This window comes from Paraburkholderia panacisoli (genome assembly GCF_008369935.1).
GTDB lineage: Bacteria > Pseudomonadota > Gammaproteobacteria > Burkholderiales > Burkholderiaceae > Paraburkholderia > Paraburkholderia panacisoli.
In genome coordinates this window covers 1-16,279 of record NZ_VTUZ01000027.1, presented here as the reverse complement: position 1 = coordinate 16,279, position 16,279 = coordinate 1, and the positions used below count along the sequence as shown (strand labels likewise).

Genomic DNA, 16,279 nt, shown 5'->3' with positions numbered 1-16,279 from the left:
AGCTGCGCATGGACTTCACTTTCAACGACGAACAGCAGCAATTCGCCGACGCGCTGCGCCGCTATCTGGACAAGAGCTACGGCTTCGAAGCACGTCAGGCGATCGTGCGCTCGGAGGCCGGTGTGTCGGACACACAGTGGGCCGCCTTGACGGAACTGGGCTTGACTGCATTGCCCGTGCCCGAAGCGCAAGGCGGATTCAACGGCGGCCCCATCGATATGCTGGTGGTCATGCAGGAGCTCGGCCGCGCACTGGTCGTCGAACCCTATTGGGCGACCGCGGTCGGCATCGAGGCGCTGCGCCTGGCAGGCGCCGGCGAGGGCGAAGACGCGTCATTGCTTGAACGCGCCGCGCAGGGCGAGATCATGCTGGCCGTCGCATTTCACGAGCCGCACGCGCGCTACGACCTGTTTGAAGTCGCCACGACCGCGAGCGCGGAGGGCGAACAGCAGACATTGAGCGGCACGAAATCGGTCGTGCTGCATGGCGCGCAAGCGCACGCGTGGATCGTGCCGGCCCGGTTGAACGGCGAGATCGCGCTCTTTGTCGTCGCGCGCGACGCGGCCGGCGTCGAGATCACGGACTACCGCACGATCGACGGTCAACGCGCCGCCACGCTCGTGTTCAACAGCACTCCCGCGCGCCGGCTCGCCGGCAAACATGCGGGCGCGGCGGCGCTCGAACATATCGCGGACTACGGCACCTTGCTGCTGTGCGCAGAGGCGATCGGCGCGCTCGACGCGCTGAATATCGCGACTGTCGACTACACCAAGACGCGACAGCAATTCGGCCAGCCGATCGCACGCTTTCAGGCGTTGCAGCATCGAATGGTCGAAATGCTGATTCACGCTGAGCAGGCGCGTTCGATCACCTATCTGGCCGCCATGCGCTACAGCAGCGAAGACGCCGACGAGCGTCGCCGCGCGGTCTCGGCAGCCAAGGTCCGGGTCGGTCAGGCCGCGCGCTTCGTCGGGCAGCAGGCGGTTCAGCTGCATGGCGGTATGGGCGTCACGAACGAAGTGGCCGCGGCGCATCTGTTCAAGCGCCTCGCCATCATCGAAACCACGCTGGGCGATGTCGATCACCATCTCGCGCGGTTTGCCGCGTTGCCCGGCTTCGCGACCGCCGAAGCCTGATCGCCCGCTCAACCGGATAAAAAGGAGGTGCGACCATGAGAGTCAGTTTCGAGGACATGGTGGTCGGTACGACCATCGAAGTCGGCAAACACACGTTCACGCGTGAGGAGATCGTCGAATTCGCGCAGAAGTTCGATCCGCAGCCGTTTCATCTGGACGAAGCCGCGGCGGCCGAGTCGCCGTTTCGCGGCCTGGTGGCAAGCGGCTGGCATACCTGTTCGGTGATGATGGGCATGCTGGTGCGCAACGTGCTCGCGGACTCGACGTCGATGGGCTCGCCCGGCATCGACGAGATTCGCTGGCTGAAGCCGGTGCGCGTCGGCGACACGATTACGATGATGAACGTCGTGGTCGACAAGCGCGTTTCGGAGAGCAAACCGGATCGCGGCATCGTGTCGACGTGTTGGGAGGGAATCAATCAGCATGGCGAAACAGTGATCACGGTGCGCTCGAAGGGCATGTTCGGGCTGTCCAATCCGCGAGCCTTATCATGACGGCCAGCGCGGCGCCTGTCGCTGCCTTCCGCAATGCGGCGGCCTTGCGTGCGCTGGTCGGTGCCGAGCCGTTGCACAGTGAGTGGTTGACGGTCGATCAGACCAAGGTCGACCGTTTCGCCGAGGCCACCGGCGATCACCAATGGATTCATGTCGACCCGGAGCGGGCAAGGCGCGAGTCGCCATTCGGTGGTCCGGTCGCGCATGGTTTTCTCACGCTGTCGTTGATCCCTGCTTTGCTGGGCAAGACGCTAGCGCTCGAACAACGCATGGGCGTCAACTACGGACTGAACCGCGTGCGGTTCACATCACCGGTGCTGGTCGGTTCGCAGCTGCGTGGGAAATTCGCAGTGGAATCCGTCGGCGACATCGACAACGCGGGCGTGCAGGTGGAGTGGACCGTGACGTTGGAGAAGCAGGGCAGTGACCGTCCGGTGTGCGTCGCGGAGTTCATCACGCGGCATTACTTTTAACGCTGCGGCGCGGACATGTCGCAAGAAAAAGCGCGAACGGCATTCATGCCGTTCGCGCTTTCTTATTGCTGCCGTGGTGTAGGCGGCCAGCGGAGGCAACTGCCAACGCCGGTGCGTCGCCGCAAAAACTAATGCTTCGCGTATTGCGTCGCGCCGAACAGCACTTCTTTCGCCTTGTCGTCCATCAGCGGTACACGGGCGGACGCCAGCACTTCGACGCCGCGCACCACCGCCGGCCGCGCCGCAATCTCTTCGTGCCAGCGTTTCACGTTTGGAAACGCATCGAGTTCGACGCCCTGGTTTTGCCATGAGCGTGTCCACGGAAAGGCGGCGATGTCCGCGATCGTATAGTCGTTGCCCGCGAGGTACTGCGTCTTGCCGAGTTGCGTGTCCATTACGCCATACAGGCGCCGCGTTTCGTTCGTGTAGCGATTGATCGCATAGTCGAGCTTCTCGGGCGCATAGATGCGGAAGTGGTGCGTTTGCCCAAGCATCGGACCCAGGCCGCCCATCTGGAACATCAGCCATTGCAGCACCGTATAGCGCGCGCCCGGATCGGACGGCAGAAACTTGCCGGTTTTCTCGGCGAGATAAATCAGGATCGCGCCGGACTCGAACAGTGCGAACGATTTGCCGTCGGCGCTTTTCGGACCCTCGGAATCGACGATCGCCGGGATCTTGTTGTTCGGGCTGATCGCGAGAAATTCGGGTGTGAACTGGTCTCCTGCGCCGATGTTCACAGCGTGCACGTTGTACGGTAGGCCCGTCTCTTCTAGCATGATGTGAACCTTGTGGCCGTTCGGGGTCGCCCAGCTATAGACATCGATCATTCTGGCTCCTTGTTCGTGAAAGCGGCGCCGCAAAACAGGGCGCCGACATTGACGAAAATTAGAGCATAGATCGCACGATGCTGCTTGGGATGCGGCAGGCGGCTCGCGCCGTCTGCAACCAACCCGCGCACACAGACAGGCTCAGACCCGCGTGACCGGCATCTCCGCGCGAGCGGACGCGCCCGCATCCATATGACGCGCGAGTTCGAGCTTGGCAATGGCGTTGCGGTGTACTTCGTCGGGGCCGTCGGCGAAGCGCAACGTTCTTGCCGATGCGTACGCATACGCGAGCGGGAAGTCGTCGCTGACGCCGCCGCCGCCATGCGCCTGGATCGCCCAGTCGATCACCTGGCACGCCATGTTCGGCGCGACCACCTTGATCATCGCGATCTCGCCGCGCGCGCCCTTGTTGCCGACGGTGTCCATCATGTACGCGGTTTTCAGCGTCAGAAGGCGCGCCTGTTCGATCATGCAGCGGGCCTCGGCGAGGCGCTCCTGGGTGACGCCTTGCGCCGCAACCGGCTTGCCGAATGCGACGCGTTGCAGCGAGCGTTTCGCCATCAGTTCGAGCGCGCGCTCGGCGAGTCCGATCAAACGCATGCAGTGATGGATGCGTCCCGGCCCGAGCCGGCCCTGGGCGATTTCGAAGCCGCGGCCTTCGCCGAGCAGCAGGTTGGTGGCGGGCACGCGCACGTTGTCGAGCGTGATATCCATGTGGCCGTGCGGCGCATCGTCGTAGCCGAACACGGTGAGCGGGCGGTGCACGGTGATGCCGGCGGCGTCGGCAGGAACGAGGATCATCGACTGCTGCTGGTGGCGCGGCGCGTCGGGATCGGTCTTGCCCATCACGATGTAGACCTTGCAGCGCGGATCGCCCGCGCCGGATGACCACCACTTGTGGCCGTTGATCACGTAGTAGTCGCCATCGCGCACGATGCTGGTCTGGATATTGGTCGCATCGGACGACGCCACTTCCGGCTCGGTCATCAGAAACGCCGACCGGATCTGCCCTTGCAGCAGCGGTTCGAGCCACTCGCGCTTGTTGTCTTCGCTGCCGTAGCGCTCGATCGTCTCCATGTTGCCGGTATCGGGCGCGTTGCAGTTGAATACTTCCGGCGCCCAGGGCACGCGGCCCATGATCTCGCACAGCGGCGCGTATTCGAGATTCGTCAGCCCGGCGCCGCGCGTCGATTCGGGCAGGAACAGGTTCCACAAGCCGGCGTCGCGCGCCTTCTGTTTGAGTTGTTCGATCAGCTCGGTCGGCAGCCATGCATTGCCGTTCTGGCGATTGCGGGCAATCTCCGCATAGAACACCTGCTCGTTCGGATAAATGTGCTCGTCGAAGAAAGCGAGCAGCTTTTCGCGCAATGCCTGAACCTTCGGGGTGTAATCGAAATTCATCTGAGACCTCGCGGGTAACGGACAGCGGATGATGTTGGATCGGGGCGCGTAGCCTGGGGCGCGTAGCTCGGCTCGCAAACCCGGCTAACGCACTTTCTGCGCGTAGCGCCATGCAAGCTCGGCCATCGGCTTCGCGCGACGCCCGGCATCGAGCGCCTGCGCGCTGGCCGCGGTGCCGTCGACGACGCGCTTCATGATCCCTTGCAGGATCGCGGCGATGCGGAACATGTTGTACGCCAGGTAGAAATTCCAGTCGCCGTGAATCTCGAAGCCGGTCCGCTTGCAATAACGTTCGACGTATTGGGCTTCATCGGGAATGCCGAGCGTGGCCCAATCCAGACCCGCGATGCCGCGGAATTGCGCCGGATCGACATGCCATGCCATGCAGTGATAGGCGAAGTCGGCGAGCGGATCGCCAAGTGTGGACAACTCCCAGTCGAGCACCGCGAGCACGCGCGGTTCGTGCGGATGGAAGATCAGATTGTCGAGCCGGTAGTCGCCATGCACGACCGATGCGCGCGCGCCCGTTTCGGCCGGCATATGCTGCGGCAGCCATTCGATCAGGCGCTGCATCGCGTCGATCGGTTCGGTCTCGGACGCAAGGTACTGCTTGCTCCAGCGGCCGATCTGGCGCGCGAAGTAATTGCCAGGCTTGCCGTAGTCGGCGAGATCCGCGGCTTCTACGTCGACGCTGTGCAACGCCGCGATCACCCGGTTCATTTCATCGTAGATCGCCGCGCGTTCGGCGGGCGTCATGCCGGGCAGCGACTGGTCCCACAACACGCGGCCTTCGACGAACTCCATCACGTAGAACGCACGGCCGATCACGCTTTCGTCCTCGCACAGCGCAAGCATTTGCGCGACCGGTACTTCGGTGTCGGCCAGCGCGCGCATCACGCGGTATTCACGTTCGACGGCGTGCGCGGACGGCAGCAGTTTCGCGGCGGGGCCGGGCTTCGCGCGCATCACGTACGAGCGCGACGGCGTGACCAGTTTGAAGGTGGGATTGGACTGGCCGCCGGCGAATTGCTCCAGCGTGAGCGGTCCGGAAAACCCGTCGACATGCTGGGTCAGCCACGCGGCGAGCGCGTCACTGTCGAAGCGCTGCCGCTCGTTGACCGGGCGTGTGCCCTCGAAGGACGAATAATCCGGCTTGTGCTCGGGTTCGCCGGTCTGTGTGGCTTTCACCATGTGTCTCCTCCAGTTCGGGTTCAGCGACGCTTGTATTGAATGAATTGTGCGTAGAGCATTTCCATCGTGGTGTTGCGCACGTCGCGATGCAGCGGCGACGGTGGTGAATAGTTGAGCGTGCGCAGCACCCAGTCGCGCGGCGCGGCGCCGACGTCGAGCGCGTTGATGCAGCCGGTGGCCTGCGACAGATGGCCGAAGAACGTGCGCCCGCCCGCGGTGATCGCATGCGACAGGATGGCGCGGTTCACGCCGCCATGCAGGACCAGCAGCACGGTGTCCCATGAACTGTCCTCGCGTAGCGCCACGACCGCCGGCAGCACGCGATCGAACAATGCGCCGATGGTTTCGCCGTCGAGAAAGCGCGTGCTTTCCGGCACGATGCCGTCGAACACGCCGAGAAAAGCCGCCTCGATATCCTGCTGCGGAATGCTGCCGAGCTTGCCGCCGCGAATCTCCTGCCACGCGGGCTCGATCTCGAGTTCGATGTGCTGGCCGGTTTCGGCCAGCACCCGCTGCGCGGTTTCAACCGTACGCGGCAAACCGCTGACGATCACGCGGTCGAACCGCACCTGCTGTTCGGCGAACACGCGGCCCGCCGCACTCGCCTGTTCGCGGCCGTTCGCGTTCAGGGGCACGGTCTCGGGGTCGATCGTGCGGCCGGAGTCGTCGAAGTAGGTGACGTCGCCGTGACGCATCAGGAAAATGCGGCGGCGTTTGGGCAGTTGGTAGTCGGGCATGGTGGCTGGGTTCACTCCTGGTTTACGCGCGGTTTATTTGTAGACCGGAGCGCGTTTTTCGAGGAACGCGGAAATCCCCTCGAGACCGTCGCGGTGATGCAGCGACGCGACGAAGCTGTCGCGCTCGGCGATCAGATGGTCAGCCAGCGGTTGCGTGCCGGCAGCACCGATCAACCCTTTGATGCGGGCGACCGAATTGGGCGAGATCTTGCCGAGTTCGTCGGCCCAGGCAACAGCGGTGTCGCGTGCGGTGCCGGCCTTGGTCAGTTTGTTGACGACGCCCAGTTCGTGCAGACGCGCGGCGCCGATCGGCTTGCCTTCGATCAGCACTTCGGTGGCCAGCTGGCGCGGCAGCGCCTGAGCGAGGAACCACGAGCCGCCGCCGTCGGGCGTCAGGCCCACGCGTGCATACGACATCACGAATTTGGCGTCGTCCGCGGCCACGATCAGGTCGCACGCGAGCGCGAGCGAGAATCCCGCGCCCGCGGCGGCGCCATCGACCGCGGCGATCACCGGCTTCGACGACAGGCGCAGCGCCGAAATCCATTGGCCGAGCAGATCGATGCTTTCCGCTTGCACGGCTGGATCTTTCGCGCGGTTTTCGAGCAGGCGGTTCAGATTGCCGCCCGCGCAAAAAAAGTTGTCGGCGCCGGTGATCACGACGGCGCGGATCGACGGATCGCGCTCCACCGAGTCGAGCGCTTCGATCCCGGCCGCATACATGTCCGGATGCAGCGCGTTGCGTGCGCCGGGGTTCGACAGCGTGAGGATCAGTGTCGATTCGCTTTCGGTCGGTCGCGAGGTCAGCAGTTCGGCGCTCATGCGTGGGTCTCCGTGTGTGTGTCCGATTGAAGGTCCGCGGCGTCGCGCTGGGTCAGCGGCAGGCCGAGTTGCGCGCGCCGCGCGAGCCAGGGCGACGGACGGTAGCGCGGGTCGCCGAGCACGCTGAACATGTTGCGCAGAATCGCGAGGATGGTTTTTGCGCCGAGCGCGTCGCCGAGGGCGAGCGGGCCGCGCGGATAACCGAGGCCGAGCGTCACGGCGAGATCGATGTCGTCCGGCGTGGCGATCTGCTTTTGCGCGATGTCGCAGCCGATGTTGACGATCGTCGCCACCACGCGTTGCGCGACGAAGCCGGTCGAGTCGCGGATCACGGTGACGGGCACGCCGTCGGCGGCGAACAGTGCATGCGCGGCGTCGCGTGCGGCGCGCGTGGTGGCCGGCGTGGTCATCAGCGTGCGGCGTTGCGCGCCGACGAGCGGGAAGAGCGCGTCGATGGCGACGACGCGGCTCGCATCGAGCGCTTCGTCGACCGCCGCTGTGGTCGCGTCATGGCCGAACGGCGTCACGACGATCAGCGAGTCCGCTGCGGGCGCGGCGCCGTCATCGAGCTTCACGCCGGCTTTGTTGATGAGTTCCACGACAGCGTCATGGGCTTGCGGATAACGCGCGCTGACCCAGACGCTTTTCGGCAGTTCGGTGGGCGCGGGCGCTTCGGCCGCCACCTGCTGCTTGCCGTCGACGTAGCGGTAAAAGCCTTCGCCTGTCTTGCGGCCGATCAGTCCGCCCGCGAGCCGCGTGCCGGTGATCGGCGACGGCGTGAAGCGCGGCTCTTCGTAGAACTGATGATAGATCGACTCCATCACCGGATGCGAGACGTCCAGCGCCGTCAGGTCCAGCAGCTCGAACGGCCCGAGGCGAAAGCCCGCCTGCTCGCGCATGATGCGATCGATGTCCGCAAAGCTCGCCACGCCTTCGCCCGCCACGCGCAGGCCCTCGGTGTTCATGCCGCGTCCCGCGTGATTCACGATGAAGCCGGGCATATCCTTCGCGCGCACTGGCGTATGGCCCATGCGGCGCGCGAGGTCCATCAGCGCGTCGCCCGCGGCCGGGTCGCTGCGCAGTCCGTCGATTACCTCGACGACTTTCATCAACGGTACGGGATTGAAGAAGTGATAGCCGACCACGCGTGACGGATCGGTGCAGCCGGCGGCGATCGCGGTGATCGACAGTGACGACGTGTTGGACGCCAGCACGCAACGGCCACTCACCACGGTTTCGAGTTCGCGAAAGAGCGCCTGCTTCACGTCGAGCTTTTCGACGATCGCCTCGATGACCAGATCGCAGCCGGCCAGTTCGCCGAGCGCTTGCGCGCCGCTGACGTTGGCGAGCGCCGCAAGGGAGCGGGCCTCGTCGAGCTTGCCTTTGGACGTCAGTTTGGCGAAAGTCTCGGCGAGGTAATCGCGCGCAGCGCCGACGGCAGCGGCGTTGGTGTCGTACAGACGCACCTTCAGGCCCGCCAGCGCGGCGATCTGCGCAATGCCGCGACCCATTGCACCGGTTCCGACAATGCCGATGGTCTCGATATTGAAATTGCGAGAGTTCATTGTGATGCTCGACTCCATGGTTATTTTAGAATAGCACGATCGTGCAATTTACTGGATGATTGTTCGACGGCCGCTGCTGCGACTGTGTTGCGCGGTCTCATACCACTCGAAGGAAGGAGACACCGGATGATCAGGCTGTGCGGTTTCGCGCTCTCTAACTACTACAACAAAGTGAAGTTCGTGCTTCTCGAACACGGCATTGCATTCGAAGAGGTGTCCGTGCTGCCCAGCCAGGACGAGGCCATGCTCGAGCATTCCCCGCTCGGCAAGGTGCCTTATCTGCAGACCGAGGAGGGCGATCTGTGCGAATCGCAATGCATCGTCGAGTATCTGGCCGCGCGCTTTCCCGACAAGCAGATTTTCTCCGCTGACCCATGGGAGGCGGCCAAAGAGCGCGAGATGATCATGTTCGTCGACGTGCATCTCGAACTGACCGCGCGCAATCTCTACAAGGAAGCGTTTTTCGGCGGGACTGTGAGCGATGCGACTAAAGGACGTGTCGAGAAACTGCTCGCGCATCACATCGCCGGTTTCAGGCGGATCGCGAAGCTCGGGCCGCATCTGTGCGGCGAGCGTTTCAGCGTGGCGGATACCGCTGGGTATGTGAGCCTGCCGCTGGTGGGCATGGCGACGCAGACCATCTACGGCCGCGATTTTCTGCTCGACGCGGGCCTCGACTGGAAGCGCTATGTGAAGACGATCAATGCGCGGCCGGCCGCGCAGCGTGTGACCGAGGACCGCAAGGCGTATATCGCGGCGACGCGCCCGGCTTGATGGGGGGCGCTGCCGCTGAGACAGGCCAACGTGTGCCACGCACCCATCGGCCGCTGCGCGCGCTAGCGAGGAACATGGGTTCGTTCGCAGCATCGCGCAGGGCATCCTAGAGCCGCGTCAGCCGTTCGAGCGCGGTGGCGAGGGTGTTCTCCTGCTTGGCAAAGCAGAAGCGCACCACGCCCGATTCGTGCGCCTCGCGATAGAACGCGGAGACCGGGATGGCAGCGACGCCGATTTCGCCGGTCAGCCATTGGGCAAACTCGGCTTCGGGCAAATCGCTGATCGCCGAATAGTCGACGCACTGAAAATACGTGCCTGTGCACGGCAGCAACTTGAAGCGCGACTTCGCGAGGCCCGCGCGGAAGAAGTCACGCTTCTTCTGATAGAACGCCGGCAGGTCGAGATACGGCGCCGGATCTCTCATGTATTCGGCCAGACCGATCTGCATCGGCGTATTGACCGTGAACACGTTGAACTGGTGCACCTTGCGGAACTCGGCGGTGAGCGCGGCGGGAGCCGCCACGTAGCCGACCTTCCACCCCGTCACGTGATAGGTCTTGCCGAAGCTCGACACCACGAAGCTGCGCTGTGCCAGTTCCGGGTAGCGGGCGACGCTCTCGTGCGGCGCGCCGTCGTAGACCATGTGTTCGTAGACCTCGTCGGAGAGGATCAGCACGTTGGTGCCGCGCACGATCTCTTCGAGCTTGCGCATGTCTTCCGCGCGCCAGACCGTGCCGGTCGGATTGTGCGGCGTGTTGATCAGCAGGAGCCGCGTTTTCGGCGTGATCGCGGCGGCGAGTTTGTCGAACGGGATCGCATAGTCGGGCGCGTCGAGCGTGACGAAGACCGGCGTGCCGCCGGCCAGTTCGATCGACGGCAGATAGCTGTCGTAGGTCGGCTCGACCACGACTACTTCGTCACCCGGATGAACGGTGCAGAGAATCGCGGTCAGCAAGGCCTGCGTGGCGCCCGCCGTCACGGTGATCTCGGTGGTCGCGTCGTAGCGGCGGCCGTACAGGTTCGCAATCTTGTCCGAGATCGCCTCGCGCAGCGGCGCGGCGCCGGCCATCGGCGGGTACTGGTTGTGGCCGTCGCGCATCGCGTTCGCGACCGCGTCGACAATGCGCGGATCACAGCCGAAGTCGGGAAAGCCCTGGCCCAGATTCACCGCGCCTTTTTCGGCGGCAAGTGCGCTCATTACGGTGAAAATCGTCGTGCCGACATTCGGCAGGCGAGAAGGAAACGAGGGACTCGTGGGCGTGTCGTGCGGTGCATTCATGGCGCTGTCCGGAGCGTGGGCGAGTGAGTTGGCGAAATAGGCGAGTGGCGTCGTGAGCCAGGGACGAAGCCTGATTGTAGGGAATCGCGGCGCCGCGTGCGCGCCATGGTTCCCACGTTGGCCGTTCGGTCTGGGTTGCGCATGCCGCCGCGCTCACGCTGGCGCGGGTTCGCCGGCGGCGCTCAACGAAGCGCTGAGCGCGGCGACGAACGGCGCCGGCTGTGCGATCTGGAACCCGAAGTCGCGCGCGATCCGCCTCGCGAGCTTCAACACCGCGCGATCTTTCGAAACCAGCCAGTCGGCCTGCGCGGCATGCGCAAGTTCGAGAAACTTCTGGTCGTCGCGGTCTTTGCATTTGGGCAAGGGCCGCGCGTCTTCCGTGGGCGCGGCAGGATCGACCACTTGCGCGAGCCGCGCGACGACCGCGAGCGCGGCGGCCTTGTCCACGTTTCGATGCACGAATTGCGGATAGTCGAGCACATAGGCGAGTTCGGCGAGGCAGCGCGCGTCGATCAGCGCGGCCAGCGCGCCGCTTTCGAGCGCGGCTGCGATCGGCCGCGTGTGCGTGTCGTCGAACACGAGAATATCGATCCAGACATTGGAATCGAGGACGACGCGCAATGCGCCGTGTGAGGCATGGGAACCGGGCATTCGTTACAATCTGGCTTTCGTCTTTGACCGCCAGGCACGGCGTGCCTGCAAGCCTCTATGATAATCGTTCTGTCGCCGGCGAAATCGCTCGACTACGAAACCCCGCCGCACGTCGACAAGCACACGATCCCCGATTTCGTCGACGACGCTGCCGAACTGATCGGCGGATTGCGCCGTTTGTCGCCGCAGCAGATCGCGTCGCTGATGGATATTTCCGATCAGCTCGCGCACCTCAATTTTCAACGTTACGCCGAATGGTCGCCGCAATTCGGCACGCACAACGCCAAGCAGGCGGTGCTCGCCTTCAATGGCGACGTGTATGAGGGCCTCAACGCGAAGACGTTGTCGCCGGCCGATCTCGACTATGCGCAGAATCACGTGCGGGTACTGTCCGGCCTCTACGGCCTGCTGCGTCCGCTCGATCTGCTGCAACCGTACCGCCTCGAAATGGGCACGCGTCTGGCCAATCCGCGCGGCAAGGATCTGTACGCGTTCTGGGGCGAGCGCATCACCCAGGCGTTGAACGCGCAACTGAACCGGAACGCCGCGGCGTCGCGCGTGCTGGTGAATTGCGCGTCGGGGGAGTACTTCAAGTCGGTCAAGCCGAAGCTGCTCGACGCAGCCGTCGTTACACCCGTGTTCGAGGACTGGAAGGGCGGCCGCTACAAGATCATCAGCTTTCATGCAAAGCGCGCGCGCGGTCTGATGGCGCGCTACGCAGTGGAAAACCGCGTCGAGCGCCCCGAGCAGTTGAAGGACTTCGACGCCGAAGGCTATGCGTTCGTCGCCGAGGCTTCGAACGATTCCACTTACGTATTCCGCCGCCGCGTCGCTGAATAAGCGTTTCGCCGCGCACCGAAGCAGGGAAGAACATCATGACGTTATCGATTACAAGCAATTTCGACGCGGGCGCGATTGAAGTGCTGTCCTGTGAGGACGCCGGCAATATCCGTCTGCGCGTGCGGCCGGACAGCCACGCCGAGTTCGCGCAGTGGTTTTATTTCCGCGTGTCGGGCGCGGCGGGCACGCGCTGTGTGATGACTTTCGAAAATGCCGCCGCGTGCGCGTTCGCCGAAGGCTGGCGCGACTATCAGGCGGTGGCGAGCTATGACCGGGTGAACTGGTTCCGCGTGCCGACTTCGTATGATGGCCGTGTGCTCACCATCGACCACACGCCGGATTTCGACCGCATTTACTACGCGTATTTCGAGCCATATAGCGAGGAGCGTCATTCGGAGTTTCTCGGCGCCGTGCAGCAGATGCCGCAGGCCACGCTTACCGAACTGGGCAGGAGCGTCGAAGGCCGGCCCATGTCGCTGCTCACGCTTGGCACGCCGCAAACCGCAGACACGCCCAAAAAGAAGATCTGGCTGATCGCGCGCCAGCATCCGGGTGAGACGATGGCCGAGTGGTTTATCGAGGGGCTCGTGAAGCGCCTCGCGGGTTGGGGCGATTGGGCGGGCGACCCGGTCGCGCGCAAGCTCTACGATCATGCGGTGTTTTACATCGTGCCGAACATGAATCCGGACGGCAGCGTGCATGGCAATCTCCGCACCAACGCGGTTGGCGCGAACCTGAATCGCGAATGGATGGAGCCGGACGCCGCACGCAGTCCAGAAGTGCAGGTGGTGCGCGATGCGATTCACGCGACGGGTTGCGACCTGTTCTTCGATATCCACGGCGACGAGGTGCTGCCCTACGTGTTCGTGGCCGGCTCCGAAATGCTGCCGGGTTTCACCGAGCGGCAGGCACAGGAGCAGAAAGCGTTCATCGAAGCATTCAAGCAGGCGAGTCCCGACTTTCAGGACAAGTACGGCTATGCCGCGAGCAAGTATCGTGAGGATGCGTTGAAGCTCGCGTCGAAGTACATCGGCAACGAATTCGGTTGCCTGTCGCTGACGTTGGAGATGCCGTTCAAGGACAACGCCAATCTGCCCGACGAACGGGTGGGCTGGAACGGCGAGCGCAGCGCGTCGCTCGGCGCTGCGATGCTGCAGGCGATCCTGCACCACGTCGAGACATTTGCCTGAAGCGGGCCAGGAGCGTGGGACAAAAAACGAGGCGCACACGGTGACGTGTGCGCCTCGTTTTCATGGTGGCGGGCGGCATCGCTGGCGTGTGTGGCAGCGATGCGGCCTGGGCTGTGCCCGTCAGTGCGCTTTCTTCTTCACCGAAGTTTTCTTCGTGGCCGTTTTGGTCGATGTCGCCTTCGACGATTTGCCCGAGTTCGACTTGGACGGCTTCGAGATTGCTTTCTTTGTGGTTTTGTCGCTCGTGGAGTGCTTGCCTTTTGTGCTCTTGTGCTTTCCCGGCGCGGCTCCCGATCCCGCGGATCCGCTACTACTCGCGCGAGACGGCGGCACCGGATCGTTCCAACTGAACGCCAGCATCTGAGCGCCCACATAGCCGCAGCGGAATTTCAGCGCAGCAGGATCGCCTTCTCCGCTCTGACGGATGCCAAGCCCTTCGACCGTGACGATGTTGTCTACCTTGACGCGCTGTTTGCCCTCGTCGAACGAATCGTTCCAGGGTGTGACCGACGCGTGCGCGCTGTCGAAAGAGCTGGGTGGAAATTCGACGTGATCGAAGACAGTCGAAGTGCTTGCGACAAAGTCGCCATGAGCCGCGCAGTCCGCGACTAGCGGATCTGCATGCAGGTCATTGACGAATTTGTTGACGAGATCGTTGTGCTGTTCAAGTTGAGCGGCGAATGCGGGAGCGGCGCAGATGAGCGAGAGTCCCGCTGCAACGGTTGCTAACCGGCCGACTAACCGCAGCAATCGGCGCGGCATGTTGGTGCGATCCATCTAGTTCTTTAGACGCTGATAAGACGAGAGGCAAGTAAGATGCCCGCCGGGAGGGGGTAGTTCAATCCTCGCATAAATATTTTTCCTGTTCCGGGGCGCGGGCTTGAAAGGGCGTGCACGCTTATGCGGCTAGCCGGTGAGCAGACGCGTCGGAAGCTCGCGGGAGTCAGGTGCGGGGGCCGCCCAGACGATATCTGCGCACATCATACGTGGTGACCCATGCCGGACGGTAGACCGCGATCAAGGCCGTCGACATGCCTGTAAACCAGGCTTCGCCGGTGGCGAGTAGAAGCACGCTGAAAGCGTAGCCGACGGGCACCACGGTCATCGAGCCATCGGCAAGCGCGACGTGGATGCCGAGCGCGCCGGCGGCGGTGAGCGATACCGCGATGGCGGGCGAGACAAAACCCTGGCCGAAGATGAACATGAAAAGGTTGCGCGGCAGCCACGCAATGCTGATGCGCTGAAGCAGCGTCGAGATGCCGACAGGCAACGCGCCGTATACGAGGAAAGTCAGCGCGATGCCCTGCCACGGGGCGTCGAAGACGACCGCGGCAAGCCCCGTGATCACGGCCATTGCGACCAGTGCCAGCGCCCAGTCGAATAGCGTCACGATGAGCGTGGCGCCGAGCAGGTGCATCACGGTGCCGTCGTCGAGCCACGCATTGCTCGCCCACAGCACCGACACTGCGACGATGATCGCAAGCCAGACATGCTGCAGGGTGCCGTCTTGAAGACGTTTGAAAGGGTTTTTCCACAGCGCGAGCGCGACCACCATCGCGGTGACGATCCAGCCACCGACAGCGATCCAGAACGGAAGCGGTGTGTAGAGGAAACCCATGTATCTCATATTACTCGTTGGACGAGAAAAGGTGTGAGCGGATTCCATGCCAGCCGACGCAAACGCCGCCTGAGAGTGCGTGTCGAGGCGTTCGCTCGCGCGGCGATGGATACCCTGTTTAACCTTGTGTACCCGGCTTCGTCGTCGGCTTGGCGGGCGGCGCGTCGCCATAGGGCGTGCTGGGCTCGGCTGCCATCGGCAGCGGGGCGCTCGTGTCGTCGGCGGGCAACGGATACTGGAAGCGCCGCAGCTTGTGGCGTCGCAAAGGCACGACACCGGCTTGCCCCATCACGGGACGCGCCGTGCCCTCGCCGTTTCGCAGCACCTGCAAATGATTGGTCCCAGCCGTTGTAGAGCGCGACCGCGGCGGCGCGATTGGGTGCACCTAGCTGCTGAAATATGCTGGTCAGGTGGATCTTGACCGTGCCCTCGCTAATGCCGAGCGTGCGCGCGATCATCTTGTTGGTGCTGCCCATGTGAACGCAGCGCATGATCTGCTCCTGACGAGGCGACAATCCGCTGGAAAGCCTGGTGCGGCGGGGCGGTGGGCTCTTCGCGTCGAATATGCGGATGGCGGTGTCCGGCGGCAGCGGGGGATCGAGCGCCAGTGCTCCGGGTGGCACGTAGTGACCGCCCAGCAGCACCATTTCCAACGCACGTATGATCAGGCTCGGATCGGTTTCGCGCGGTATGACGCCGAGCACGCCTTCGTCCATCAGCGCTCGCACGGTGGCCGGCGACATGTTGTCGGTCAGTACCGCGACGCGCAGATCGGGGAAGTAGCTGAGTAGCTCGCGCGCATCCGCGACAGTCATCCAGTCCTGCCAGTCGACCACGAGCAGGTCGGGCCGGTGACGCTTGAACGTGCGTTCGATTTGCCGCCAGTCCTGCGCTTCGGTGAAGCGTGCCAACCGGTCGATTTGTCTCAGCAGTTGCCTTGAGTCCGTCACGTCGTTCCGCGTTTGAGTTGAGTATCGAGAATCGCATGCATGTCTCCAGATGATTCGGGCGAAGTGGCGCGACGCATCTATCCGGCATATGAGCAGGATGTCTTGCGATTCGTCGCCGTCCTATGATGACAAATTCCCTTCGATTTGACGGCCTGTCCAAAAGGCATAGGAAGGATGAGCCAACAAGCAAAAGCCCCGCTTAGCGGGTAATGCCGTTCAGTTAAGAACTGAACGGCATTTTCATTTGCGGAGCAGGAAGAAGTTGTAAACGGCGCGCCGGGATGTTAACTTTTCGGCGCGATGCTCTCAGCCCACCTTACCTACCTGA

16 protein-coding genes and 1 pseudogene are annotated in these 16,279 nt (G+C 63.6%); 6 read left to right on the top strand and 11 right to left on the bottom strand.

The features are described from left to right. The first annotated feature begins 8 nt into the window (after window positions 1-8). The 3 genes from FVF58_RS31650 to FVF58_RS31640 are packed head-to-tail and all read left to right on the top strand — an operon-like array spanning window position 9 to window position 2,103. Window positions 9-1,136 (top strand): acyl-CoA dehydrogenase family protein, encoded by a 1,128-nt coding sequence (locus FVF58_RS31650; RefSeq protein ID WP_149673712.1) that lies wholly within the window; start codon window positions 9-11, stop codon window positions 1,134-1,136. A gap of 35 nt (window positions 1,137-1,171) precedes the next feature. Further along, complete coding sequence (locus FVF58_RS31645) at window positions 1,172-1,630, top strand: MaoC family dehydratase (RefSeq protein WP_149673711.1); 459 nt, start codon at window positions 1,172-1,174, stop codon at window positions 1,628-1,630. After that, window positions 1,627-2,103 (top strand): MaoC family dehydratase, encoded by a 477-nt coding sequence (locus FVF58_RS31640; RefSeq protein ID WP_149673710.1) that lies wholly within the window; start codon window positions 1,627-1,629, stop codon window positions 2,101-2,103. Before FVF58_RS31645 ends, FVF58_RS31640 begins: the two co-directional genes overlap by 4 nt. A 128-nt stretch (window positions 2,104-2,231) precedes the next feature. Here FVF58_RS31640 and FVF58_RS31635 read toward each other — a convergent pair whose 3' ends face one another. The 6 genes from FVF58_RS31635 to FVF58_RS31610 form a co-directional block, all read right to left on the bottom strand. Further along, a complete protein-coding gene (locus FVF58_RS31635) occupies window positions 2,232-2,933 on the bottom strand; it encodes a glutathione binding-like protein (RefSeq protein WP_149673709.1) in 702 nt (233 codons plus the stop codon). A 141-nt stretch (window positions 2,934-3,074) separates the two neighbouring features. Beyond that, complete coding sequence (locus FVF58_RS31630; RefSeq protein WP_149673708.1) at window positions 3,075-4,334, bottom strand: acyl-CoA dehydrogenase family protein; 1,260 nt, start codon at window positions 4,332-4,334, stop codon at window positions 3,075-3,077. An 84-nt stretch (window positions 4,335-4,418) separates the two neighbouring features. After that, window positions 4,419-5,525, bottom strand: a complete 1,107-nt coding sequence (locus FVF58_RS31625; protein ID WP_149673707.1) for a phosphotransferase — start codon at window positions 5,523-5,525, stop codon at window positions 4,419-4,421. Window positions 5,526-5,545: 20 nt separating this feature from the next. After that, window positions 5,546-6,262, bottom strand: coding sequence for a histidine phosphatase family protein (locus FVF58_RS31620; RefSeq protein ID WP_149673706.1), 717 nt, complete (start codon window positions 6,260-6,262; stop codon window positions 5,546-5,548). A gap of 33 nt (window positions 6,263-6,295) precedes the next feature. Next, the gene (locus FVF58_RS31615) at window positions 6,296-7,084 is read right to left on the bottom strand and encodes an oxepin-CoA hydrolase, alternative type (RefSeq protein WP_149673705.1); all 789 of its coding nucleotides are present in this window, start codon (window positions 7,082-7,084) and stop codon (window positions 6,296-6,298) included. Beyond that, on the bottom strand, window positions 7,081-8,649 hold the full coding sequence (locus FVF58_RS31610; protein ID WP_149673704.1) for a 3-hydroxyacyl-CoA dehydrogenase: 1,569 nt from the start codon (window positions 8,647-8,649) through the stop codon (window positions 7,081-7,083). The genes FVF58_RS31615 and FVF58_RS31610 overlap by 4 nt, the downstream gene beginning before the upstream one ends. A 126-nt stretch (window positions 8,650-8,775) precedes the next feature. Here FVF58_RS31610 and FVF58_RS31605 point away from each other — a divergent pair, with 126 nt between their 5' ends. After that, window positions 8,776-9,423, top strand: coding sequence for a glutathione S-transferase family protein (locus FVF58_RS31605; RefSeq protein WP_149673703.1), 648 nt, complete (start codon window positions 8,776-8,778; stop codon window positions 9,421-9,423). A 106-nt stretch (window positions 9,424-9,529) separates the two neighbouring features. On the opposite strand, the gene FVF58_RS31600 is transcribed toward FVF58_RS31605, so the two are convergent. Together FVF58_RS31600 and FVF58_RS31595 are read right to left on the bottom strand one after the other, a co-directional pair. Beyond that, on the bottom strand, window positions 9,530-10,702 hold the full coding sequence (locus FVF58_RS31600) for a pyridoxal phosphate-dependent aminotransferase (RefSeq protein ID WP_149673702.1): 1,173 nt from the start codon (window positions 10,700-10,702) through the stop codon (window positions 9,530-9,532). Window positions 10,703-10,855: 153 nt separating this feature from the next. Beyond that, complete coding sequence (locus FVF58_RS31595) at window positions 10,856-11,353, bottom strand: putative toxin-antitoxin system toxin component, PIN family (RefSeq protein WP_149673701.1); 498 nt, start codon at window positions 11,351-11,353, stop codon at window positions 10,856-10,858. Between the two features lie 57 nt (window positions 11,354-11,410). Here FVF58_RS31595 and yaaA point away from each other — a divergent pair, with 57 nt between their 5' ends. Beyond that, entirely contained in the window at window positions 11,411-12,193 is a 783-nt protein-coding gene (yaaA, locus tag FVF58_RS31590) for a peroxide stress protein YaaA (protein WP_149673700.1), read from the top strand. 35 nt (window positions 12,194-12,228) lie between these two features. Continuing rightward, window positions 12,229-13,383 carry a M14 family metallopeptidase gene (locus tag FVF58_RS31585; RefSeq protein ID WP_149673699.1) on the top strand — a complete coding sequence of 385 codons (1,155 nt, stop codon included), beginning with the start codon at window positions 12,229-12,231 and terminating at the stop codon, window positions 13,381-13,383. A gap of 120 nt (window positions 13,384-13,503) precedes the next feature. On the opposite strand, the gene FVF58_RS31580 is transcribed toward FVF58_RS31585, so the two are convergent. From FVF58_RS31580 to FVF58_RS31570, 3 genes and pseudogenes are all read right to left on the bottom strand, one after another. Beyond that, window positions 13,504-14,160, bottom strand: coding sequence for a BspC domain-containing protein (locus FVF58_RS31580; RefSeq protein ID WP_149673698.1), 657 nt, complete (start codon window positions 14,158-14,160; stop codon window positions 13,504-13,506). Window positions 14,161-14,326: 166 nt separating this feature from the next. Beyond that, complete coding sequence (locus FVF58_RS31575; protein WP_149673697.1) at window positions 14,327-15,001, bottom strand: energy-coupling factor ABC transporter permease; 675 nt, start codon at window positions 14,999-15,001, stop codon at window positions 14,327-14,329. Window positions 15,002-15,119: 118 nt separating this feature from the next. Beyond that, a pseudogene (locus FVF58_RS31570) lies at window positions 15,120-15,988 on the bottom strand (LuxR C-terminal-related transcriptional regulator). Window positions 15,989-16,279: the final 291 nt, after the last annotated feature.